The organism is Cohnella cholangitidis (genome assembly GCF_014107495.1).
In the GTDB taxonomy this organism is placed as follows: domain Bacteria; phylum Bacillota; class Bacilli; order Paenibacillales; family Paenibacillaceae; genus Cohnella; species Cohnella cholangitidis.
In genome coordinates, this window is sequence record NZ_CP041969.1 from 3,551,514 (window position 1) to 3,574,594 (window position 23,081).

The window sequence follows — 23,081 nt, forward strand, 5'->3', positions numbered from 1 at the left end:
AGTGGTCTCGGCGTTTAAGGCGCCTGACATATAGATCAAACAAAATCTTTCTCATTCCAAGGAGGAAACCAATCATGGCAGTAGTAAAAGTTGGTATTAACGGATTTGGACGTATCGGACGTAACGTATTCCGCGCATCCCTGAACAACCCGAACGTAGAGATCGTTGCAATCAACGATCTGACTGACGTTAACACGCTTGCCCACCTTCTGAAATATGACACGACTCACGGTAAATTGGACGGAACGGTTGAAGTGGGCGAAGGCGCGCTTATCGTAAACGGCAAAACGGTTAAAGTATTCGCCGAGCGCGATCCTGGCAACTTGCCTTGGGCTTCCGTAGGCGCTGAAATCGTAGTTGAATCCACGGGTATCTTCACTGCGAAAGAAAAAGCCGAGCTTCACTTGAAAGGCGGCGCGAAGAAAGTTATCATCTCCGCTCCTGCTACGAACGAAGATATCACGATCGTTATGGGCGTTAACCAAGACAAATACGATCCATCCGCTCACACTGTAATCTCCAACGCGTCTTGTACGACGAACTGCTTGGCTCCATTCGCTAAAGTATTGAACGATCAATTCGGAATCGTTAAAGGCATGATGAACACGATCCACTCGTACACGAATGACCAAAGCGTTCTGGATCTTCCGCATAAAGACCTGCGTCGCGCTCGCGCTGCCGCAGAAAACATCATCCCTTCCACGACGGGCGCTGCAAAAGCGGTATCCCTCGTATTGCCTGAACTGAAAGGCAAATTGAACGGTATGTCGATGCGCGTGCCTACTCCTAACGTTTCCGTAACGGATCTCGTTGCCGAATTGAAAGTTAACGTTACGGTTGAAGAAGTTAACGCGGCTCTGAAAGCTGCTGCTAACGGCCCTCTGAAAGGCATCTTGAACTACTCCGAAGAGCCGCTTGTTTCCAGCGACTACAACGGCGATCCTGCTTCTTCCACTATCGATGCGTTGTCCACGATGGTTATCGAAGGCAACATGGTTAAAGTTATCTCCTGGTACGACAACGAGTGGGGCTACTCCAACCGCGTCGTCGACTTGGCTGCTTTCATCGCGTCTAAAGGACTATAAGTTTCTTCTCCGAAGAAATTTTCGACTATCCCCCTAAATCCCCCTTCCTCCAGGAAGGGGGACCCCAAAGGGCTCTGCCCTCTGGACACCCGGCGGTTATCGTGGGAGCTTCAGGAGACGGTGGGGGAGATACATTGTGCATAGATCGCTCCGTCCCGGATTTGCCTTGCAAACCGGGACTACGCTTTACTATTGGAGCAAACTGGGTGACACCGCTCGCGCTTTCGGCGCTTCGGGTCATCGGTAGAGCGTAACTCCCCCCGCGCATGACTGCGCTTCTCGAGGAGTTAGAATGAGAATGCGTTATACGGACACAAAGGCGGGCTCCTTCACCGGAGCCTAACTTTGCGCCAAGAGATGGATTGCCATAGCCACCTTAGGAGGTTTGACCCTTGAACAAAAAAAGCGTAAGAGACGTCGATGTTGCAGGGAAAAAAGTATTTGTCCGCGTTGATTTCAATGTGCCTCTAGAGAACGGCGCGATCACGGACGACACTCGTATTCGCGAGACTTTGCCAACCGTGAAGTATTTGATCGAAAAAGGCGCGAAAGTTATCCTCGCCAGCCACTTGGGCCGTCCGAACGGCGAAGTCGTGGAGAGCTTGCGTTTGACGCCGGTTGCGGCGCGTCTGTCCGATCTTCTGGGCAAACAAGTGAACAAAGCGGAAGAAGTCGTCGGCGCAAGCGTACAAGCGAAAGTAGACGCGCTGAAAGAAGGCGAAGTGCTCTTGCTCGAGAACGTTCGCTTCCACCCGGGCGAAGAAAAAAATGATTCCGAATTGGCCAAAGCTTTCGCCGCATTGGCGGACCTGTACGTGAACGACGCGTTCGGCGCCGCTCACCGTGCGCATGCTTCGACAGAAGGCATCGCTCATCATATTCCGGCCGTATCCGGTCTGTTGATGGAGAAAGAGCTGGACGTACTCGGCAAAGCTTTGAACAATCCGGAGCGTCCTTTCACGGCGATCGTGGGCGGTTCCAAAGTTAAAGACAAAATCGATGTCATCAATAAAATGATCGAGATCGCGGACAATATCATCATCGGCGGCGGACTTTCCTATACGTTCCTTAAAGCGCAAGGCAAAGAAATCGGTCAATCCCTGCTCGACAATTCCAAGCTGGAGCAATCCCTCGGATTCATCGAGAAAGCGAAACAGCTCGGCAAAAACTTCTATCTGCCTGTCGATATCGTAGTAGCCGACGGCTTCAGCGCTTCCGCTAACACGCAAATCGTGGATACGGACAGCATTCCTGCGGATTGGGAAGGAATCGACATCGGGCCGAAAACGCGCGAAATCTATGCGGAAGTGATCAAGAACTCCAAGTTGGTCGTCTGGAACGGACCTATGGGCGTATTCGAAATCGAGCCTTTCTCCCACGGTACTCGCGCGGTAGCGCAAGCTTGCGCTACTACGGATGCTTACACCGTAATCGGCGGCGGAGATTCCGCGGCTGCGGCCGAGAAGTTCAAGTTGGCAGATCAAATGAACCACATTTCCACGGGTGGCGGCGCATCGCTGGAGTTCATGGAAGGTAAAGTTCTTCCGGGCGTAGTAGCTCTAAACGACAAATAGAGGTGACACATATGAGCAGAACACCGATTATCGCGGGTAACTGGAAAATGTTCAAGACGGCTGGCGAGGCAACCGCATTCGTTGCCGAAGTGAAAGGCAAAGCGGAAGTTGCCGGCGTAGAGAGCGTAATCTGCGCTCCTTTCACGGCGCTGCCCGCGTTGGTTGAAGCGGTTAAAGGCACGACGATCAAAGTCGGCGCGCAAAACCTGCACTTTGAAGACAATGGCGCTTACACTGGAGAAATTAGCGGAGTCATGCTGAAGGACCTGGGCGTTCACTACGTCATCATCGGTCACTCGGAGCGCCGTCAATATTTTGCGGAAACGGACGAGATCGTGAACAAAAAAGCCCATGCGGCATTCCGTCATGGCTTGACTCCGATCGTCTGCGTCGGCGAGAAGCTCGAAGAGCGCGAAGCCGGCCAGACTAAAGAAGTCGTTCGCGTTCAAACCGAAGGCGGCTTGGCGGGCTTGACTGCGGAGCAAGCGGCTGCAACGGTTATCGCATACGAGCCGATCTGGGCGATCGGAACGGGCAAATCTTCGACTTCCGAAGACGCGAATGAAGTCACAAGCTATATCCGTGGCGTAGTTGCGGCTCAATTCGGCGCCGAAGTCGCCGCTAAGGTGCGCATTCAATACGGCGGAAGCGTTAAGCCGAACACGGTTGCCGAGTACATGGGCCAATCCGACATCGATGGCGCTTTGGTAGGCGGCGCAAGCCTTGAGCCGGCTTCCTATGTGGCGTTAGTAGAAGGGGCGAAGTAAGATGGCAGCTCCTAAACCGGTAGCGCTTATTATTCTCGACGGTTTCGGTCTTCGCGAAAGCTCTCACGGCAATGCCGTCGCGCAAGCGAAGAAACCAAACTTCGATAAATACTGGAGCACTTTTCCCCATACGACCTTAACGGCAAGCGGGGAAGCGGTCGGACTTCCGGAAGGCCAGATGGGAAATTCCGAGGTCGGTCACTTGAACATCGGTGCCGGTCGTATCGTCTATCAGGATTTGACTCGGATTTCCAAATCGATTCGCGATCAGGACTTCTATGACAACTCCACGTTAGTCGGCGCGGTTAAGCACGCGAAGGATAACAATAAGAAGCTGCACTTGTACGGCTTGCTGTCCGATGGAGGCGTACATAGCCACATCGCTCACTTGTTCGCGCTGTTGGAGCTGGCTAAGAAGGAAGGCTTGGAGGAAGTATACGTCCATGCGTTCCTGGATGGCCGGGATGTATCGCCGGATAGCGCGGTCGGATATTTAACCCAACTGCAAGGCAAGATCGAAGAGATCGGCGTCGGACGGATCGCTACGATCCAAGGCCGCTACTATGCGATGGATCGGGATAAACGGTGGGAGCGGACGGAGAAATCTTACCGTGCCATGGTTTACGGAGACGGCCCTACGGCCGTTGATCCGATTGCGGCGGTTAAGGAATCTTACGAGAAATCGGTATATGACGAGTTCGTCATGCCGACAGTAATCGTGGGATCGAACGGAAAGCCGGTTGGTCTCGTGGAGTCCGAAGATGCGGTAATCTTCTTCAACTTCCGTCCCGACCGTGCGATCCAGCTATCCAACGTGTTTACGAACGAAGATTTTCGCGGTTTCGACCGCGGAGCGGGTTTTCCGAAAAACCTGTATTTCGTGTGCATGACGCTTTTTGCGGAAACCGTTGGCGGGTTTGTTGCGTATAAGCCTAAGGAGTTAGACAACACCTTGGGCGAAGTTCTCGTGCAACACGGGAAAAAACAGCTCAGAATCGCGGAAACCGAGAAATATCCGCACGTTACGTTCTTCTTCAGCGGAGGACGGGATCATGTGCTTGAGGGCGAGACCCGTATTCTCATCAATTCGCCTAAGGTCGCCACTTACGACCTGCAGCCGGAGATGAGCATTTACGAGGTTACGGAAACGTTGGTCAAGGAAATCGAAGCGGACAACCATGACGCTATCATTCTTAACTTCGCTAATGCGGATATGGTAGGTCACTCGGGTATGCTCGAGCCGACGATCAAAGCGGTGGAAGCGACGGACGAGTGTCTGGGCAAAGTGGTCGACGCGGTTACGGCCAAAGGCGGAGTTTGCGTCATTATTGCCGATCACGGCAACGCGGACATGGTCATTGACGATAACGAGCGTCCGTTCACGGCGCATACGACGAATCCTGTTCCTTGCATCGTGACCCAAGCTGGACATACGCTGCGCGAAGGCGGTATTCTAGCGGATGTAGCTCCAACGCTCTTGACGCTGCTGCAACTTCCGCAGCCGGAGCAAATGACAGGCAAGACGTTGATTAACTAGCTCAAATTTTAATTTAATTAAAAGGAGTGTTCTTCATGACGATCATTACTGATGTTTATGCACGTGAAGTGTTGGACTCCCGCGGTAACCCTACCGTTGAAGTCGAAGTTCGTTTGGAATCCGGCGTGCTCGGCAGCGCAATCGTACCATCCGGTGCTTCTACCGGCGCTTACGAAGCGGTTGAGCTTCGCGATGGCGACAAAAGCCGTTACCTGGGTAAAGGCGTACTGAAAGCAGTCGAGAACGTCAACACGATCATCGCTCCGGAAATCATCGGTTACGATGCGCTTGACCAAGTCGAAATCGACCACAAGATGATTGAGCTCGACGGAACGCCTAACAAAGCTAAACTGGGCGCTAACGCGATCCTCGCGGTATCGATGGCAGTTGCTCGCGCGGCTGCCGAAGCTCTTGACGTGCCTTTATACACTTACCTTGGCGGATTCAACGCTAAGACGCTTCCGGTTCCGATGATGAACATCGTTAACGGCGGCGAGCATGCCGACAACAACATCGACGTTCAAGAATTCATGGTACTGCCGGTTGGCGCAGCTACTTTCTCCGAAGCTCTTCGCATGGGAACCGAAATTTTCCACGCGCTGAAAGGCGTATTGAAAGCGAAAGGCCTGAACACGGCTGTAGGCGACGAAGGCGGCTTCGCTCCTAACCTGGGTTCGAACGAAGAAGCTCTTTCCACGATCATGGAAGCGATCGAAAAAGCGGGCTACAAAGCCGGCGTCGACGTATTCTTGGGTATGGACGTTGCATCCACCGAGTTCTTCAAAGACGGCAAGTATCACCTTTCAGGCGAAGGTAAATCCTTTACTCCTGCTGAATTCGTTGACCTGCTTGCTAGCTGGGTCGAAAAATATCCGATCATCTCCATCGAAGACGGTTGCTCCGAAGACGATTGGGCAGGTTGGAAGTTGCTTACCGAGAAATTGGGCGGTAAAGTACAACTCGTTGGAGACGATCTGTTCGTAACGAACACCGAGCGTCTGTCCGACGGAATCAAACAAGGCGTGGGTAACTCCATCCTCGTTAAAGTTAACCAAATCGGTTCGCTTACCGAAACCTTCGATGCTATCGAAATGGCGAAACGCGCCGGTTACACGGCTGTTATCTCCCACCGTTCCGGTGAGTCCGAAGACAGCACGATCGCGGACATCGCCGTTGCGACAAACGCCGGTCAAATCAAAACAGGCGCTCCGTCCCGTACGGACCGCGTTGCGAAATACAACCAATTGCTTCGCATCGAAGATCGCTTGGGCTCTACCGCGAAGTACGGCGGCAAAGCGGCGTTCTACAACCTTAGCAACCTTAAGTAATCCATAGTCTCACCGGTTTCGAACGTCACACCAGTATCATCCACACAACTACACAGCTTAGTCAGTCATCACGACAAAAAGAAGGACGGACCTCGCGTTTGCGGGATCCGTCCTTCTTTTTGCATGCGCAAAGTTATCGTCAGAGCGTCTCATTGCCGTCGGCGAGCTGCTGTTGAACGTACTGCTTGACCTTCTCGAGATCGGGGACGAGCACTTCCATGTCGTTGATTCTTTCTTCCGTGAACGCGCCCATCTGCGGAATTTGGATGCCCGTCAATTGGCTTGTATCGAGCTTCATTCCTAGACGGGCCAGCTTGATCATGTCGCCGGGGGGAATGTTCGTCTCGATGTAGGGGGCAACGCCGTTAAGCAATTGCGGCAGCTTCAAGAGAGAAGTCGTGCTCTGCAATTTGTCGGCGATGGCGGAAAGGAACTTGCGTTGCCGGTCGGAGCGCGCGAAGTCCGACATGGCGTCGCTTCGGTAACGCACGTATTGCAATGCGGTTAAGCCGTCGAGATGCTGCATTCCTTTTTCCAGCTTGATGTTGTACCTTGGGTCGTCCCGGTTGTCGGTCCGTTTCATGTCTTTATCGACTTCGAAATCAATGCCGCCGAGCTCGTCAATCAAAGAGATGAAGCCTTCGAAATCCGTATATACGTAAAAATGGATAGGGAGATCGATAAGGTTGTGCACGGTTTCCATCGCAAGCAAAGGCCCGCCATTCGTGATTGCGGCGTTCAGCCGGTTCGAGCCGTGATCCGGTATCTTCACGTAAGTGTCGCGCAAGAGGGAGAATAAATGCGTGCTCTTCTCGACGGGATCGATGGAGACGACCACCATCGTGTCCGAACGGGGTTTGGCGTTGCCTTTGACCCCTCGCGAATCGCCGCCGAGCAGAAGGATGTTGATGCGTTCGTCGCCGCTCCATTCGGGCGGTTCGATGACGGCGAACGGCGATGGCGCGCTTCCATCCGTCGGAACGGGCGCGGTCGGCTGGTTGTCCCCCGGCGGGACGTAGATCTGCTCCGCGAACGAGTACAGTGAATATATATAGTAGGCCGCATAGGAGCCGAATATAAGGAATATCCCCAGGACGCTGTAGAGGATGATTCGTCGTCGCCTATTGCTTTTTTTGCGCGGTGGCGCGGGAGTTGCCGGGATGGGCTGAGTTGGTTCGGTAGATTGTTCCATGCTACTGTCAATCCTTTCCGAATGATTGTCACCAATAATACGACGCAGCGCGGTGGAAAGTTGTTCCAAAAGAGAAAGAAATGTTTGAATTCGGAAGAAGCGGTCGCAAATAGATATTCGTGTTCATTCCGGCGAGGTCTATGGTAATGTAAAAATAGTTTGGGAGATTTTTGTGAGCGAGCGCAAGTATGCTGTTTATTACGAATGAATAAGCCGGGGGACAGCGATGAGAAGTTGGAGGAGCGGGGCGGGAACTTTTAATCGAATAGTGGGAATTACGTTTATACCGCTCGTGGCGATCGCGGTATTGTTCGGTATATACACGTATACGATGCCCGATAGGAGTGCTCCGATCGCGGTCCAAGGCGTGCTGGATCTGAGCGAATGGGAGTTTGGCACGCATGGGAAGCCGCTCGTTAACCTCGACGGAGAATGGGAATTTTACCGGGACCGGTTGTTGACTCCCGAGGATATCCGCGCGGGAATCGCCGATCAACCTCTCTATGCGGACATTCCAAACGCATGGTCCGGCGGGAAGTCCTTCGATGAAGCGGGAGCAGCCGATTCCGGAACGTATCGACTGACGGTTAAGCTCAAGGGCGCGAAAGAAAATTACGGAATTAAAATCATGAACATCTTGACGTCGCACAAGCTGTACGTTAACGGCGAGTTACTCGGAAGCGAGGGGAACCCCGCGACGAGCGCCAAGGACTACGAGCCGGGGAACACTCCCTATACGAGCTACTTTCGCGTCGACGGGAACGAGATGGAGGTCGTCATTCTGGTCGCCGATCATACATATCCGATGGGCGGCGGGGTCGATGATATTCAGTTCGGTTTGCAAGAGGATATGATCTTATCGGCGCACGTTATCTTTGGAACGGAGTTGTCGGGGATTTTCATCCTCCTCCTGTTCGGCGGCTATCATTTAAGCATCTATGCGATGCGGAGGCAAGACAAGGCTTATCTTTATAGCGGTTTATATTTTTTATCCATGCTGGTCCTGCTGGCGATGACCGGGGATAAGATGCTGCTTCAACTGTGCCCTTGGATTCCTTTCGACGTGGCTTATAAGCTATACGATATCGGCGGATTCTCCAATATCGTGATACTAGGGTTTTTCTTGCACCACCTCGACGGCAAGCTGCTGAGAAGGAAGCTTCTCTATTGGCTGGTTGCACCGATCGGGATCTATTTGCTGATCGTTATTGTTATGCCTTATACCTTCTATCGGGCAGTCGGCAACATACCCTGGAATTACACGTTGTTGGTCGTCTTGATCTATTTCTGCTGTATTGCGCGATTGTATGTCAAACGGGATGGAGATTCGCTGAATCGCAAGGAAATCGCCTTGCTCTGCGGAATGATGCTGGCTATCTTTTCGATCTTGCTCCTCGGCTTGTTCTACTCGCTGGGATGGGTGGAGACCGACGTGGGGCGCAGAGCCGCGATGATCGCGATCATTGCGTTCGTCAATACGTTATTGGCGCTTAGGCTTGCCCATGCCACGGAGCAGACGGAGAAGTTGACGGAGAAGCTGATCCTCCGGGATCAACTGAAAGACGAATTTCTGGCGAATACGTCGCATGAGCTTAAGACTCCGCTTCACGGCATTCAGAATATCGCTTCTTATCTACTGGAAGGGAAAGCCGGACAGTTGACGGACAAGCAGCGCAGCGAGCTATCGCTTATTCAAGACACATCCACGAAGTTGTCGACGCTCGTTAACGATCTGGTCGATGTCGTGCAGATGAAGCATGGAGACTTGCGGTTGCAGCAATCGGTGCTGGATGTACGAGTCATAGCCCAAACGGTGTTCCAGGTGCTGGAGTTCGAGTTGGCGGGCAAAGACGTGCGCTTGAGCAATCTGATCGCTCCGAGCACCTTGGTCAAGGCCGATGAAAACCGGGTTCGGCAGGTGTTGTACAACTTGATACATAACGCGATTAAACATACGGAGACCGGAAAAATCGAGATTTCCGCCAAGGAGGAGGGAGATCGTTATTCGATCTCCGTCGAAGATACCGGGGTCGGCATTCCGGAGGAGAGCCATGAGGCGATTTTCGGGTATTTCGAGCAAGCGGAACGGTCATTGCCGCAGGATGGCTATACGGGTATGGGACTCGGTCTCTACATCAGTCGACAGCTGGTGGAGAGAATGGGCGGATCGATAGCGGTGGAACGCTCGATACCTGGACAAGGAACGAGAATCACGTTCGCTTTGCCTGCCGTGAAAGCCGAGGGGCAAGCCTGGGCAGAAGAGTGGGCGCATAGTGAAGTGGCCGTTACGCGAGCGAATCTCGATATCGTGGACGAGAGGTACGAACATACGGTGCTCATCGTTGATGACGAGGCGTCCAATATCCATATTTTGCTGAATCTGCTCGGCGAGAGCCATAACGTGATTACGGCATTCTCGGCGAAGGAAGCGTTGCGCAAGCTGAAGGGGCATCCTCGTATTGATCTGGTCATCTTGGACGTTATGATGCCGGAGATGTCCGGGATCGATCTATGCCGGATCGTGAGGGAAACTCATTCGATCATCGATCTGCCGATTCTATTCGCGACCGTCAAGAACGCGCTGCACGATATCGAGCTATGTTTCAGGGCGGGCGGGAACGATTTTATCGCCAAGCCGTTCGATCCGAAAACGTTAACCGCCCGGGTGCGCACGCTCTTGTCGATGAAGACGTCGATGGATCAAGCGCTTAAGAACGAGATGGCTTTCCTGCAAGCGCAGATCAAGCCGCATTTTCTGTATAACGCGATCAGTAGCATTATTTCTTTCTGTTATACGGACGGGGAGAAGGCGGCGTATTTGCTGTCGATGCTAAGCCGTTACTTGCGGATCGTATTCGAGCGGGATCACCATACGACGAGCGTGCCTCTGAGCATGGAGTTAGAACTGATACAAGCATATGTAGAGATCGAGAAAGCCCGGTTCGGCGAACGGTTCGAGTTTAAGCTGCATGCGGATCATGGATTGGAAAACTTGCGGATTCCGTCGCTTAGTATCCAACCGTTCGTGGAAAACGCGATCCGGCACGGCTTGTTCGAGAAGGAAGGCCCGGGTACGGTTGCGCTATCGATTGCGGATGGAAACGGGTATCTTCGGTTCGACATCGAAGACGACGGAGTCGGGATGGCCGATGACATGGTCTATCAGTTAAGCGCGGGGGATCGTCCGGAAGGCGCGGGAATCGGAATGACTAACGTGAGAAGACGCGTATTGGCGATCCCGGGCGCTAGCATTGCCATCGACTCGGCACTGGAGCGGGGGACGAAGGTTACCCTATTCCTGCCTAAGGAAACCGATGCAAATAAAACCGCTGGTTGAAAGCGGCATAGGAAAGGGAGGTCGTCATGCGAGTCATCATCGTGGAAGACGAGAAGCCCATATTGGATTTAATGGAAAGGTTAGTCGGCAAACATCCGCTGCTGACAGTCGTAGGGGCGTTCACGAGCGCGGCCGCGGCTTTGGAAGCGTATGAAGAGCTCGCGCCGGATGCCGCTTTCCTCGATGTCGAGATGCCGAAAATGGGCGGCATAGAGCTTGCGGACAAATTGAAGTCGAAAGACGAGCGTTTGCAAATCGTGTTCACGACGGCATACCCCGAGTACGCATTGGAGGCTTTCCGGGTAAACGCGGTCGATTACGTGTTGAAACCGGTCACGCCGGACGCGATCGAAAGGGTTGCGGCCCGGTTAAGCAAGAATTATGCACTAACATCCGTCCTGCGTCCGGTTGTTGAAGAAGGCGAGCCTCCCGTTCGCTGTTTGGGCACGTTCGAGACGAGACTGCCGGACGGGAGCTTGATGAACTGGCCCACGCGGAAGACGGAAGAGCTCTTCGCTTATTTGTTGGCCTATCCGAATCGGCTTGCGGGCAAATGGCATCTCGCCGACCTCCTCTGGCCGGAGCTGGACGAAGAGCGGGCGCTTCATAACGTGCATAATACGGTCTATCGTTTGAAGAAGGCGCTGAGGGAAGCGGGGTTCTCGGTTGAACTGGCGCACGCCGGCGAAGGATATGATCTGCGGACGCCTCCGATTTTCTCGGATTTGGAGCGCTTTCGCGACTTCATGAAGGGTACGAGTTTGATAAACGAGCGGAATGCGGTTACGGGCAAAAAGCTGCTCGCGTCTAGTAGAGGCGCGTTGTTCGGCAATAAAGATTACGTGTGGAGCGCGGGGCTTGAAGCCGAAGTTCGCCTACAGATGGTTTCGCTAACGCGAATGCTGACGGTATACTTTCTCGGTATCGGGGATGAAACGTCAACGAAGGAAACGCTATGCGCGTATTTGGCGTATGCGCCGCTGGACGAGGAGATGAACGCGGAGCTTCTCCGTTTGTATTCGAAGGGCGGTGAGCTGGGGTTGTTTCGGAGCCATTACGAGAAATATGCCAGATTGTTGTCGGAAGAGCTCGGTCTCGGGCCATCGGAGCAGCTTCGGGAAATGGCCGCTGGATTATCTGCTATCTAAAGGTGTTCAATTGCAAAAAAAGGACTGACGTCCCTCCGTTATTTATTACCCCTGTGTCTAATGACGCGGGGGTTTTCGCATTTTCGGGGGTCTTGTGAGAATTTTGGGAGAGTCGCTTGCTAGTATTTGTCGTAACGCAGGGTTTCGTATCATTCGTATCATTTTTGAATGGGGAAAGAGGTAAAAAGATGTTGGGGAAAAAAGCGATTCAAAGTGTAAATAACAGGTTGTTAGCGCTGATTCTTATCGCGGCATTGGCTGCGGGGGTTATCGTTCCTGCGGGCGGAAAAGTTAGCGCAGCGGCTTCGGGAACGGAAGCGGTCAGTACGACTTCATCCGAAGGGAGCTCGGTCAGACAATTCAATCATTTGGAGCTTAAGGCGACCATGGACGCGAGCCAAACTATTCTGCCCGACGGGGCGCCGCATATCGCGAATGCAAAGATCTACAACGATTGGATCGAATTCGGGTTCACCGAGGAACTGGTTACGGATCCCTATTTTCATTTCCAGAACGGTCATTTCATCGTTACGGTGAACGGAGAGCCCGCCGAGACCCTGCTCGTCGCGCCGACCCAGACGAATGATCGGGTGCTGATCCAACTTAAAAACCGGGTCATGAACACGGATGTCGTAACAATCAGGTTCGATCCCGGATCAGGCACTCCGGTGAAGAATCAAGCGGGCTATCCGCTGGGAACGGAAGAGATTATTGTAACCAATACTTCCTCGGGCTTATTCCAAGTTCCTCCCGAAGCAAGATGGCCGAATAAAACGGGTTACGACTTGAAAGCCGGAGATCCTATCGTTACCTTTACGCCTTCTCGGAGCGGAACGAATAATATCAAGATTGCTTTCCCGAATGAGCCGGGAAATGAGACTATCCTATCTAACGGCAACATCGCAAAGACCGATTTCAAGATTAGGGGCGGTTCGGCATCCATGCAACCGCGGGCGGTCGTGCTCTATTCCGACAATATACAATTGTATCTGCCTTTCGGCGAGACGTTAACTGGCGGCGTATCCTATACGCTGGAAATGTCCGAAACGGCAGGTGGCAATGAAATCAGGCTTCCTTCGATCGAGACGATGGCTAGTACGGCCTACTTGGCGGCGCGATTAGACGACGAAGTGTATGATGAATATACGTTTTCGAACTTAGCGTTCTCCGCAAACGTACCTCCGGTCGTCAAAAGAGACTTGTCCGTTATTCTTGAAGAAGGAGGCGACGGCGTTTCCTATTCGGCTGGAGACTTGGCGACGGATCTTGATGGGGATGAACTGGCTCTTAGCGGCGCGGCTTCAAGCGATAACGGCGTGGCGGAGGCCGTTATCGACGCTGACGGCTTGTTGCGGATTGATCCCGGCAGTCCCGGAAACACAAACGTATCCGTAGAGGTTGAGGACGAGGATAGTCATCGAATAACGGCGACGATTGCCGTTACCGTTACGCGACCGAAGACTCCGGCACTCTTGTCGGAAGATATTCAAATTAAGAATAATTCGAGCGGCGCAGACGTAGTCACCGTTCAAGCGGTTCCGCCGCTAGCGGTCGTTAAGGTTTATGACGCGCCAACCGGCGGCAACTTGATCGGGACGGCAACGCAAGGTGCCGCGACAGGCGATCTTAACGTAAGCATAGCTGCGGGAATTCCGGTCACTAAGATATACGTGACGGTTCAGAATATAGCGGGTAATCTGCTGGAGAGCGTTAGAACGGAAGCGATTGTACCTGCGATCGTGGACAAGAGCCTTTTGGAATTTTGGATCGATCGCGCTCAGGAAAAAGCGGATAATGCCGTCGAGGGCGAGTTGATCGGGCTGTATGAAGAGGGCTCGATAGCCGAACTGCAAATCGCGATCGACGCCGCGGTAGCCGTACGGGATGACCCCGATGCGACTCAAGACCAGGTGGACCCGTTAATCTCCATGATGATTGATGCGGTGAATGCGTTCGATAGCCGGAAGAACGTAGCGGATATAAGTGTGCTTACCGCTAAGATCGACGAGGCGAGGATGAAATATTTTACGTCTACGGAAGGTGATCTGATCGGGCAGTACGAAGCTGGAGCGAAGGCTAATCTGATGGCCGCTGCATTTTCCGCTTTCCAGATTAGCATCAAGGAAAACGTAACGCAGGAAGAAGTCGACGAGGCGACCGTTGCTATGACAGCGGCGATAGCCGAGTTTGATGGCAAGAAAATAGGCGCGGCGTTGTTGGCGTTGCTCGCATCGGCTCAAGCGAAGCATGATGCGGCAACGGAAGGAACGGATAACGGACAGTATCCGGCAGGGGCGAAGGCGCTCTTGCAAACTGCCATAGACGATGCTTGGCTAGTAGCAGACGATGCGGCGGCTACGAAGATGCAAGTAGATGCGGCAGTTGCTGTGCTGAACGAGGCGGTTACGGCTTTCGAGGCAAAGAAGATAAGCGGAGTCGTAGTCGTAAACAAATCGGTTCTTACCGATGCCATTAGTGTCGCGCAAGCCACTTATGGGGGAGCGGTAGAAGGTACGGCGAACGGTCAATATCCGATTGGGTCGAAGACCATTCTACACTCCGCGATAAGGGCGGCGACGACGGTGGTTAACGATACGGCAGCGACGCAGGTGGATGTGGACGCGGCAGTCGTGACGCTGGACGCGGCGGTTACGGCTTTCGAAGCGAAACGGATCGTTATTCGCCCTAGCGTCGGAGGCGGCGGTGGAGGAGGGGCGTCCGCTCAGCAATCGACCGTGCAGTTAACGGTAGAAAGCGGCGGAGTCATCCTCGGCAAGCTTCCGCTGATCCGAACGACGAACGGCAACGGGCGTGCCATTGATCGGTTGGAGCTTAAGAAGGAGCAGTTAACCGAGTGGGTTGAGCGGTTGAAACCATCGGGCAAATTCAGGCTGGAGATTCCGGACGACAAGGATATCGTCGACGAATTTAATGTGACGATTCCGTTGGAAGTCGTACAGCTGTTGGTAGATAGCAACCTTGCTTTTAACTTGAAGATGAACGGCGTTGACATCCATATCCCCGTGAAGTCCCTCAGAGGGATAAAGGAAGCCATCAAGTTGAAGATTAATCCGATCCGAGAGAAGTCCGAGCAAGACCGGATCGGCGAGCGAGCGGATACGAATTCGGTCGTCAGGGCTGCGTCCGGTCAAGGGAGCTTGAGAGGAGCGGGTACTCCGATATCGATCGAGACGAACCTGCAAAATCGCCTAGTGACTCTAACTCTACCTGGAGGAACCGAGAAGCTTAGCGAGCAACAGGAGCAAAATACGGGAATTTATGTCGAGCACGGCGATGGAACCCGAGAATTGATCCTGCCTCGCAAAGTTTCTAGCGGGTGGGAGTTCGATGTAACGAAGTTCAGTACGTTCGCCGTCGTTCGGATCGAAGGTTGGCAACAGTTCCGCGGCGCGAAGGCTAACGATTACGGGTTGCCCTATATTAAGGGTTATGCGGGAGGAATGTTCAAACCCGGAGCGGGTATTACTCGCGCGGAACTAGCCGCGATTCTAGCCAAGGTCATCCAAGGCGAAGCGACGAAGTCCGCGTTAACCTTCAAGGATATCCCCGACAAGATGTGGGCTAAGGAAGCGATCGACAAGGTGGCGAAGCTGGGGCTTATGAAAGGTTCGCCGGATGGCGGCTTTAACCCGGACAAGCTTATTACGAGAGCCGAAATGGCAATCATCGCGGCAACGATACTCGGTGACGGAACCGCGAGCGGCGAGGGTGGCTTCCGGGACGTCGCTGCCGGACATTGGGCGGAGGCGGCGATCCGTAAAGCGAGCGCTGCAGGCATTCTGACCGGCTTTAAGGACGATACTTTCCGTCCAAGCCAAACGCTTAGCCGCGCGGAGGCCGTTGTAATGATCAATAGGCTCATCGGAATTAAGCCGAATACGGCCGGAGAACCGCTGTACAAAGACGTTCCTGCAACGCATTGGGCGTATGGAGCGATTCAGGCGGCAGCCCGGCAGCACCCCGCTCAACCTTAACTTTAATCTGATAATTCGCTCTACAGCCTCTACGTCGAAGGACGCGGGGGCTCTTTTTTGCCGATCAAGCCGTTAAATCTCCAAAATGCCATACAAAGACAGCAAAAACCCCCATCGTGTGAACGCAATCATCAGCCTATAATAAGAAGTAGATGAGCACGATCAAACGATAAGGATGGTGGGATTCAGATGAGCAAACCGCAAGTGGGCATTCAATTGTATTCCGTTCGCGATAGAAGCGAGAAGGATTTCCTGGCTACGATCAAGGAGATCGGAGAGATCGGTTACCGTAACGTAGAGTTGGCGGGCTATTATGGCCATTCGGCCAAGGAAGTGCGCCAAGCCTTGGCCGATGCCGGATTGAACGCGCCGTCCGCGCATATCGGGTTAACGGTGAACGACGCCGCGATCTGGGATAATTTGAAGAAACAAATCGAGTACAGCTTGGAGCTGGGCTTGAAACGTTTTATCGTTCCGTATTATCCGCTTGGCGACAATCCGACGTTGGATGACGTGAACAAGATGGCGGATACGCTTGAGCAAGCGGCTCAGCGCGTTACGGAGGCGGGATTGCAATTCGGTTACCACAACCACGCGTTCGAGTTTAAGCCCGTTGAAGGCAAGCTCGTTATCGATCATCTGTTCGAGAGAATTTCTTCGGACTTGCTGTTCGCGGAATTCGATCTCGGTTGGGTCAAGGTGGCGGGTCAAGATCCGGCGGCTTACGTGCGCAAATACGCGGGCAGATTGCCGGTTGTTCACGCTAAGGATTTCAAAGACGATGGCACCGATACGGAAATCGGACGCGGTTCCGTCGATTGGGATTCCGCTCTGTCCGCGTGCGAAGAAGCCGGAGTCGAATATGTCATCATCGAGCAGGAGAGATACGACGTATCTTCGCTTGAGAGCGCGAAGCTGAACTATGCTTGGTTCAAGCAGCGCGGCTGGATGTAAAATAGAGCGAGCTCGAGCCCGGCGATTCGGCCGGGCTCTTTGCTATTCTGGGCTAGGGTGGGGCTGGGGCTGGGGGATAACGGCATTGGCTACCGTTATTCCGGGGGCGAGGGGTTATGCGGTGGGCTTAGCGGCACGGTGTGCCGTTAAGTTGGTGAAATTGCCAGTGAGGTGCGATATAGCGGCACGGCGTGCCGTTAAGTTGGCGAAATTGTCGGTGGGGTGCGGAATAGCGGCACGGCGTGCCGTTAAGCTGGCGAAATTGCCGGTGAGGTGCGGAATAGCGGCACGGCGTGCCGTTAAGTTGGCGAAATTGTCGGTGGGTGCGGAATAGCGGCACGGCGTGCCGTTAAGTTGGTGAAATTGCCGGTGAGGTGCGAAATAGCGGCACGGCGTGTCGTTAAGTGGGCGAATTTGTCGGTGGGTCGTGCTGAAAGCGGACAGGGATGCGTTTGGGCTTCTAAATTTGTTAGTATAGGGAGAGAAGATTCGCTGAGGAATAGGAAGGGGAGACATTGCGGATGGTCACTGAGATTAGGCAGCTGCGAGCGGAAGATTACGAGGAAAGAATGGCGTTATCGCAATTCGCGTTCCAATTACGCTTATCGCCCGAGGAGTTGGAGTCCAGGAGGGGGCTTTTTCGTCCGGAGCAGGATTGGGGCGCATTCGACGAGCAGGGGGAATTGTTGTCCGCCTTGAGTATCATCCCCTTCGAAACGTGGATTCAGGGGCGGAAACTGGCGATGGGAGGCATAGCCGGAGTTGCTACTTGGCCGGACGCGAGAAGACGGGGATGCGTAAGCCAATTGCTGGTGCGCAGTCTGGAAACGATGAGAACCAACGGACAAACGATCAGCATGCTGCACCCGTTTTCTTTTCCTTTTTACCATAAATACGGTTATGAAATGACTGTCGAACGCAAGAAGTATACGATCGAGACGAAAAAATTGCCCGCGCGCACGGTGACGCCGGGACAAGTGAAGCGTATGCCTAAACCCGATATTGAAGTGCTCGACGGCATCTATTCGATATTCGCTTCGCGTTACAGCGGGACGATAATCCGGACGCGGGACTGGTGGGAGAACAAAATATTGTCTAAAAACGGTACGGTCGCCGTCTATTACAATGAGAGCAACGTTCCCGAGGGTTACGTGTTCTATCAGATCGCGGACAGGATCATGACGATCCATGATTGGGTGAGCGCGAACGAGGTTTCGCGCCGGGCTTTGTGGACCTATGTCGGAAACCACGACTCGATGATCAATGAAGTGACGATGATCGCGCCCGCCGATGACCCGTTGCCGTTCCTGTTGCCCGAGCCTCGAATCAAGCAGGAGCTTCTCCCGTATTTTATGTCCCGCATCGTAGACGCCGAGGCTTTTGCAGGGTTGTATCCATGGGCCCATGGGGTGGATGGGGAAGCCGTCACGCTCGTCTTGTCGGATGAGCACGCGCCATGGAACAACGGAGCGTTCCGGCTCTCGTGGAGCGCGGAAGGTCAGGGGCGATTGGAAAGATTGAACGGCCAATCCGAATCCGCGGCAAGGGAGCCCGCCAGCGGCGCGGTTTTATGCGATATCCAAGCGTTAACGGCCATGCTCGCCGGCAATCGGAGCCCGTTGCTGCTGGAAGAAGTCGGGCGCATTAGCGGCTCTCGAACAAACTTGGAGCTGCTGGCTTCCCGGATTCCGCAAAGAACGACGCATCTGATGGACTTTTTCTAAAGGGCAGGCGGGATCGCCTCAAAAATAAATATCATTTATCATTAACTGGGATAAGGGAAGGTTGTCAACTAACCGGGCGGTATGATAAAATAAAAATACTGTTTTTGTAACGGGATCTGGGAGGTGTAAGCGATGGACGTCGTTCTTAAAATAATTTTGGTTATTTTCTCGCTGGGACTTATTGCAGTCGTACTGCTTCAGAAGGGTAAGAGCGCAGGCTTGTCGGGTGCAATCTCCGGTGGAGCCGAGCACTTGTTCGGTAAGCAGAAGGCCCGCGGAATCGACCTGTTCTTGCAGCGTCTGACCATTGGGTTGGCTGTCGGTTTCTTCATCCTTTCTTTGGTGGTTGCGTATTTCGTGAAAAACTAACGAGATGAGACGAGGCAGGAAGCGCGAGCTTCCTGCCTTTTTTTGTATGATCGCGCATGAGGCGAATAGGGGTTATCCGGTTGCCGAGGACGCAAAGTGTGTATACTATACATAGGACGAGGTGATACGGATGCCGATGTGCACCGAGCAGGAGTTGCTCGATTTCATGCGGGAAACCGCCTATAAACCGTTGACTTACAAAGAATTGGAGAAACATTTCGGCATCGAGGACGCAGCGGAATTCAAAGCATTCCTCCGCATGTTGACCGAGATGGAGCAAGATGGGAAAATTCTGCTGACCCGTACGGAACGCTATGGCGTGCCGGAACGGATGAATTTGCTGCGCGGACGGATTCAATCCCATCCGAAAGGATTTGCCTTCTTGATCCCCGACGACAAGGAACATCCCGATCTCTACATTCATGCCAACGACATGAAAGGGACGATGAACGGGGATATCGTGCTGGCGCGCGTGTCGGCGAAGAACGAGAACGGCAAGCTGGAAGGCGAGATCGTCCGCATCGTCAAGCGGGCGGTTACCCAAGTCGTCGGCGTGTTCGAGAATCACGAGAGCTACGGCTTCGTGGTGCCGGATGACAAACGGATTAATAAGGATATTTTTATCCGCAGCGAAAGCTTTATGGGAGCGGTAACCGGGCAGAAGGTCGTCGTTAACATCCTGACCTATCCGGAAGGGCGTTCGGCGGCGGAAGGCGAAGTCGTGGAAATTCTCGGGCATAAGGATGATCCGGGCGTCGATATTCTCAGCATTATCCGCAAGCATGGCTTGCCGGAAAGCTTCCCGGGCGATGTCATGACGGAGGCGGAAGCCGCGCCGGATACGATCACGGAAGAAGAAATCGTCCAACAAGGACGCCGCGACTTGCGCGATAAAGTCATCGTGACGATCGACGGCGAGGATGCCAAGGATCTGGACGATGCGGTTAACGTCGAGCGGTTGCCGAACGGCAATCTCGTGCTTGGCGTCCATATCGCGGATGTAAGCTACTATGTACGCGAGAAGTCCAAGTTGGATGAAGAAGCTTACAATCGAGGGTGCAGCGTTTATTTGGTCGATCGCGTTATTCCGATGCTTCCGCATAGGCTGTCCAACGGAATCTGTTCCTTGAACCCGAAGGTCGACCGGCTGACGATGAGCTGCGAGATGGAGTTCGAGCCGGAAACGATGAAGCGGGTTCGTCACGATATTTTCACGAGCGTCATTCGGACGACGGAGCGTATGACTTACACGAACGTCCGAAAAATATTGAACGACGAAGACCCGGAAGTAACGGAACGTTATTCGGAACTGGCGGATACGTTTAAGCTGATGCGCGAGCTGGCTATGGGGCTTCGTTCGATGAGAATGCGCCGCGGCGCGATCGACTTCGAATTCCAGGAGTCGAAGGTTATCGTCGACGCGCAAGGCAAGCCGGTTGAAATCGTGAAGAGAGAACGTTCCATCGCCGAGCAGATCATCGAGGAGTTCATGCTGGCGGCGAACGAGACGGTGGCGGAGCATTTCCATTGGCTCAAGGTTCCGTTCCTCTATCGGATTCACGAGGAGCCGTCCAACGAGAAGTTGATGACGTTCATGCAATTCGCGGGCAACTTCGGTTATGCGGTGCGGGGCAAAGGAAACACGGTGCATCCGCGCGCGCTGCAAACATTATTGGAAGAGATTCAAGGGACGAAAGAAGAAACCGTACTTAGCACGATGATGCTGCGGTCGATGAAACAAGCGAAATACGAGGCCGAGAGCTTGGGACATTTCGGGCTTGCCGCGGAATATTATACGCACTTTACGTCCCCGATCCGGCGTTATCCCGATCTGGTCATTCACCGGGTGATGCGCGAAGTGTTGGAGAACGGCGGCCTGCTGCCGGACAACCGCTTCGATTCGCTGAACGCGCGCATGCCGGATATCGCTTCGCAGTCTTCGGAGCGGGAACGGGTTGCGGTCGACGCGGAGCGGGATACGGAGAAGCTGAAGAAGGCCGAGTTCATGCTCGACAAGATCGGCGAAGAATTCGTAGGCATGATCAGCGGCGTGACGAGCTTCGGAATGTTCATCGAATTGGACAATACGGTAGAAGGACTTATTCGTCTTAGCGATCTGACCGACGACTATTATCATTTCCATGAACTTCATATGGCGTTGATCGGCGAGCGGACTTCGAAAATTTACCGAATCGGCGACGAAGTGAAAATTCGCGTAGCCCGGGTAAATATGAGCGATCATACGATCGACTTCGAGATGGTCGACATGAAGTCGCGCAGCGGCAGCCGAGTGAGCTTCGTCGACGCTCGCGGGCCGGGCGGTTTCGACCGGAAGCGGAAGAAGCTGAACTCCGCGGGACGATTCGTCGGCGTCGGCGGCGGCAGCGACGGAGCCGCGGCAAACGCGGCGGCAAATCGAGCGGCGGCGGCAAAGGCGAGCGGAAAGATGCTCGCGGCGGGAAGTTCGGCGAAGGCACCGCAAATGGCGGAAAGCGCAAGAAGAAGCCGGAAGGCAAAGGCGCGTTGCAGGCTCGGGAACCTGTCGAACCGATCGGTATTCAGGCTTCGCCAACGAACGCAGCGGGCAATGATGGCGGACGATCATCGGGTGGAAACGGCGCGCCAAGAAGCTCCGGTTCCGCTCCCGCCAAACGCGGCAAGCTGGACATGTGGGGACTGCCTCGTTCCGGCAATTATAAGTCGATCGATGACGGCACGGACGGCGGCATGTTCACCGGATCCCGCAAAGGCCGCGGAGGGAATGGCGGCGGTAACGGAGGAGGCGGAGGCAAGCGCTCCAAGCCGTTCACCAAGGCGGAAGCGTCCGTTCCGAAGCCAAGCGGAGAACCTAAGCCAAGCCGGCGTAAAAAACCGAAAGAATAAGCATGGAAGAGCCTTCCGGGCGGAATTGCCGGGAGGTTCTTTTTCCGCTCCGTGGATCGCTCGAAATAACCGCTAATACCATTTTACAAAGTTCGCCGTATCTTATAGGATAGTACTTAGTGTGTACGGAGAGACGTCGGGAGGCTAACGGAAAATGAAGCAGTATTATCATGTGCTTGGAGCGAAACAGTTCGAGAAAAACGAGCTGGAAAGGCTGTTCGACGCGGCGCGCGAGATGGAAGGCATTGTCGCCCGCGGCGGGGACAGAAGACATGAAGGCAGAATCATGACGACGTTGTTCTTCGAGGCGAGCACGCGGACGCGCCTGTCGTTCGAATCGGCGATGCATCGGCTTGGCGGCAACGTCATCGGAACGGAGAACGCGGCGCAATTCTCTTCCGCCATCAAGGGGGAGACGCTGGAGGACACGATTCGGATCATCAGCGGCTATAGCGATATTATCGTTATGCGCCATACCGAGATCGGCGCCGCGAAACGGGCCGCGAAGGTAGCGAGCGTGCCGGTCATCAACGCGGGAGACGGAGCGGGCGAGCATCCGACTCAGGCATTATTGGATGCTTACACGATTCGCAAAGAGTTCGGCAAGATCGACGGTTTGAAAATCGCGATGGTCGGGGATCTCGCATACGGACGGACGGTTCACTCTTTGAGCTATATTTTGGCGAATTATCAAGACGTCATGATTTACTACATTTCCCCTGACAACGTGCGGATTCCGGAGAACGTGAAGAAGTACATGGACGAGAAAGGCATTCGTTACGCGGAGACGAACGATCTGGATTCGGTCGCGGGCTCCATCGACGTCCTGTATCAGACAAGGATCCAGAAGGAACGTTTTCCTTCGGTCGAGGAATACGAGAAGGCTTCCGGCCAGTACATCGTCGACGCCGAGCTGATGTCCCGGATGAGCAAAGACTCGATCGTGCTTCATCCGCTGCCTCGCGCGGGCGAAATCACGGAGGAAGTCGATTCCGATCCTCGCGCCGCCTACTTCCGTCAAGCGGTTAACGGCTTATACATTCGGATGGCTCTCATCGATAAGAGTATCGTGGAGTCGCAGGGGAAATAAGGAAGTTCGCGGAGCTTTCTTGAAGCAAATAAATAAAGACAGTTCAGAGAGACCTTGGGTCTCTCTTTTTTTTTGCCTTTTTTCCGCTTGGGAGAATT

The 23,081-nt window shown here is 53.7% G+C and carries 14 protein-coding genes and 1 pseudogene; 14 read left to right on the forward strand and 1 reads right to left on the reverse strand.

The genetic code is table 11. The features are described 5' to 3' along the window. Nucleotides 1–74 precede the first annotated feature (74 nt). The 5 genes from gap (at nucleotide 75) to eno (ending at nucleotide 6,291) form a co-directional block, all read left to right on the forward strand. Nucleotides 75–1,085: a type I glyceraldehyde-3-phosphate dehydrogenase gene (gene gap, locus FPL14_RS16595; protein WP_182298783.1), complete on the forward strand. Its 1,011-nt coding sequence runs from the start codon at nucleotides 75–77 to the stop codon at nucleotides 1,083–1,085. Between the two features lie 392 nt (nucleotides 1,086–1,477). Then, a complete protein-coding gene (locus FPL14_RS16600) occupies nucleotides 1,478–2,659 on the forward strand; it encodes a phosphoglycerate kinase (protein WP_182298785.1) in 1,182 nt (393 codons plus the stop codon). Nucleotides 2,660–2,670: 11 nt separating this feature from the next. After that, nucleotides 2,671–3,426 carry a triose-phosphate isomerase gene (tpiA, locus tag FPL14_RS16605; protein WP_182298787.1) on the forward strand — a complete coding sequence of 252 codons (756 nt, stop codon included), beginning with the start codon at nucleotides 2,671–2,673 and terminating at the stop codon, nucleotides 3,424–3,426. Nucleotide 3,427: 1 nt separating this feature from the next. Beyond that, entirely contained in the window at nucleotides 3,428–4,963 is a 1,536-nt protein-coding gene (gene gpmI / locus FPL14_RS16610; RefSeq protein WP_182298789.1) for a 2,3-bisphosphoglycerate-independent phosphoglycerate mutase, read from the forward strand. Between the two features lie 35 nt (nucleotides 4,964–4,998). Next, a complete protein-coding gene (gene eno, locus FPL14_RS16615) occupies nucleotides 4,999–6,291 on the forward strand; it encodes a phosphopyruvate hydratase (protein WP_182298791.1) in 1,293 nt (430 codons plus the stop codon). Nucleotides 6,292–6,430: 139 nt separating this feature from the next. Here eno and FPL14_RS16620 read toward each other — a convergent pair whose 3' ends face one another. Continuing rightward, nucleotides 6,431–7,483, reverse strand: a complete 1,053-nt coding sequence (locus FPL14_RS16620) for an LCP family protein (RefSeq protein ID WP_182298793.1) — start codon at nucleotides 7,481–7,483, stop codon at nucleotides 6,431–6,433. Between the two features lie 226 nt (nucleotides 7,484–7,709). Between FPL14_RS16620 and FPL14_RS16625 the strand changes: the two genes are divergently transcribed. The 9 genes and pseudogenes from FPL14_RS16625 (at nucleotide 7,710) to pyrB (ending at nucleotide 22,983) form a co-directional block, all read left to right on the forward strand. Then, nucleotides 7,710–10,820, forward strand: coding sequence for a hybrid sensor histidine kinase/response regulator (locus tag FPL14_RS16625; RefSeq protein WP_182298795.1), 3,111 nt, complete (start codon nucleotides 7,710–7,712; stop codon nucleotides 10,818–10,820). Nucleotides 10,821–10,846: 26 nt separating this feature from the next. Continuing rightward, nucleotides 10,847–11,968: a response regulator gene (locus FPL14_RS16630; RefSeq protein ID WP_182298797.1), complete on the forward strand. Its 1,122-nt coding sequence runs from the start codon at nucleotides 10,847–10,849 to the stop codon at nucleotides 11,966–11,968. Between the two features lie 188 nt (nucleotides 11,969–12,156). Beyond that, a complete protein-coding gene (locus FPL14_RS16635; RefSeq protein ID WP_182298799.1) occupies nucleotides 12,157–15,963 on the forward strand; it encodes an S-layer homology domain-containing protein in 3,807 nt (1,268 codons plus the stop codon). A 189-nt stretch (nucleotides 15,964–16,152) separates the two neighbouring features. Further along, nucleotides 16,153–16,917, forward strand: coding sequence for a sugar phosphate isomerase/epimerase family protein (locus FPL14_RS16640; RefSeq protein WP_182298801.1), 765 nt, complete (start codon nucleotides 16,153–16,155; stop codon nucleotides 16,915–16,917). A gap of 85 nt (nucleotides 16,918–17,002) precedes the next feature. Further along, entirely contained in the window at nucleotides 17,003–17,251 is a 249-nt protein-coding gene (locus tag FPL14_RS16645) for a hypothetical protein (protein WP_182298803.1), read from the forward strand. 187 nt (nucleotides 17,252–17,438) lie between these two features. After that, nucleotides 17,439–18,641, forward strand: coding sequence for a GNAT family N-acetyltransferase (locus tag FPL14_RS16650; RefSeq protein WP_182298805.1), 1,203 nt, complete (start codon nucleotides 17,439–17,441; stop codon nucleotides 18,639–18,641). Nucleotides 18,642–18,773: 132 nt separating this feature from the next. Continuing rightward, the gene (gene secG, locus FPL14_RS16655; RefSeq protein ID WP_182298807.1) at nucleotides 18,774–19,010 is read left to right on the forward strand and encodes a preprotein translocase subunit SecG; all 237 of its coding nucleotides are present in this window, start codon (nucleotides 18,774–18,776) and stop codon (nucleotides 19,008–19,010) included. 136 nt (nucleotides 19,011–19,146) lie between these two features. Then, nucleotides 19,147–21,893 (forward strand): annotated as a pseudogene (rnr, locus tag FPL14_RS16660) (ribonuclease R). A 154-nt stretch (nucleotides 21,894–22,047) separates the two neighbouring features. Next, on the forward strand, nucleotides 22,048–22,983 hold the full coding sequence (gene pyrB / locus FPL14_RS16665) for an aspartate carbamoyltransferase (protein WP_182298809.1): 936 nt from the start codon (nucleotides 22,048–22,050) through the stop codon (nucleotides 22,981–22,983). Nucleotides 22,984–23,081 lie beyond the last annotated feature (98 nt).

What these genes read in the sequence shown, in the direction of transcription:
- gap (WP_182298783.1), top strand. Translation starts at nt 75, where the DNA reads ATGGCAGTAGTAAAAGTTGGTATTAACGGATTTGGACGTATCGGACGT.
- FPL14_RS16630 (WP_182298797.1), top strand. Translation starts at nt 10,847, where the DNA reads ATGCGAGTCATCATCGTGGAAGACGAGAAGCCCATATTGGATTTAATG.
- FPL14_RS16650 (WP_182298805.1), top strand. Translation starts at nt 17,439, where the DNA reads ATGGTCACTGAGATTAGGCAGCTGCGAGCGGAAGATTACGAGGAAAGA.
- FPL14_RS16625 (WP_182298795.1), top strand. Translation starts at nt 7,710, where the DNA reads ATGAGAAGTTGGAGGAGCGGGGCGGGAACTTTTAATCGAATAGTGGGA.
- eno (WP_182298791.1), top strand. Translation starts at nt 4,999, where the DNA reads ATGACGATCATTACTGATGTTTATGCACGTGAAGTGTTGGACTCCCGC.
- FPL14_RS16620 (WP_182298793.1), bottom strand. Translation starts at nt 7,483, where the DNA reads ATGGAACAATCTACCGAACCAACTCAGCCCATCCCGGCAACTCCCGCG.
- pyrB (WP_182298809.1), top strand. Translation starts at nt 22,048, where the DNA reads ATGAAGCAGTATTATCATGTGCTTGGAGCGAAACAGTTCGAGAAAAAC.
- FPL14_RS16635 (WP_182298799.1), top strand. Translation starts at nt 12,157, where the DNA reads ATGTTGGGGAAAAAAGCGATTCAAAGTGTAAATAACAGGTTGTTAGCG.
- tpiA (WP_182298787.1), top strand. Translation starts at nt 2,671, where the DNA reads ATGAGCAGAACACCGATTATCGCGGGTAACTGGAAAATGTTCAAGACG.
- secG (WP_182298807.1), top strand. Translation starts at nt 18,774, where the DNA reads ATGGACGTCGTTCTTAAAATAATTTTGGTTATTTTCTCGCTGGGACTT.
- FPL14_RS16640 (WP_182298801.1), top strand. Translation starts at nt 16,153, where the DNA reads ATGAGCAAACCGCAAGTGGGCATTCAATTGTATTCCGTTCGCGATAGA.
- gpmI (WP_182298789.1), top strand. Translation starts at nt 3,428, where the DNA reads ATGGCAGCTCCTAAACCGGTAGCGCTTATTATTCTCGACGGTTTCGGT.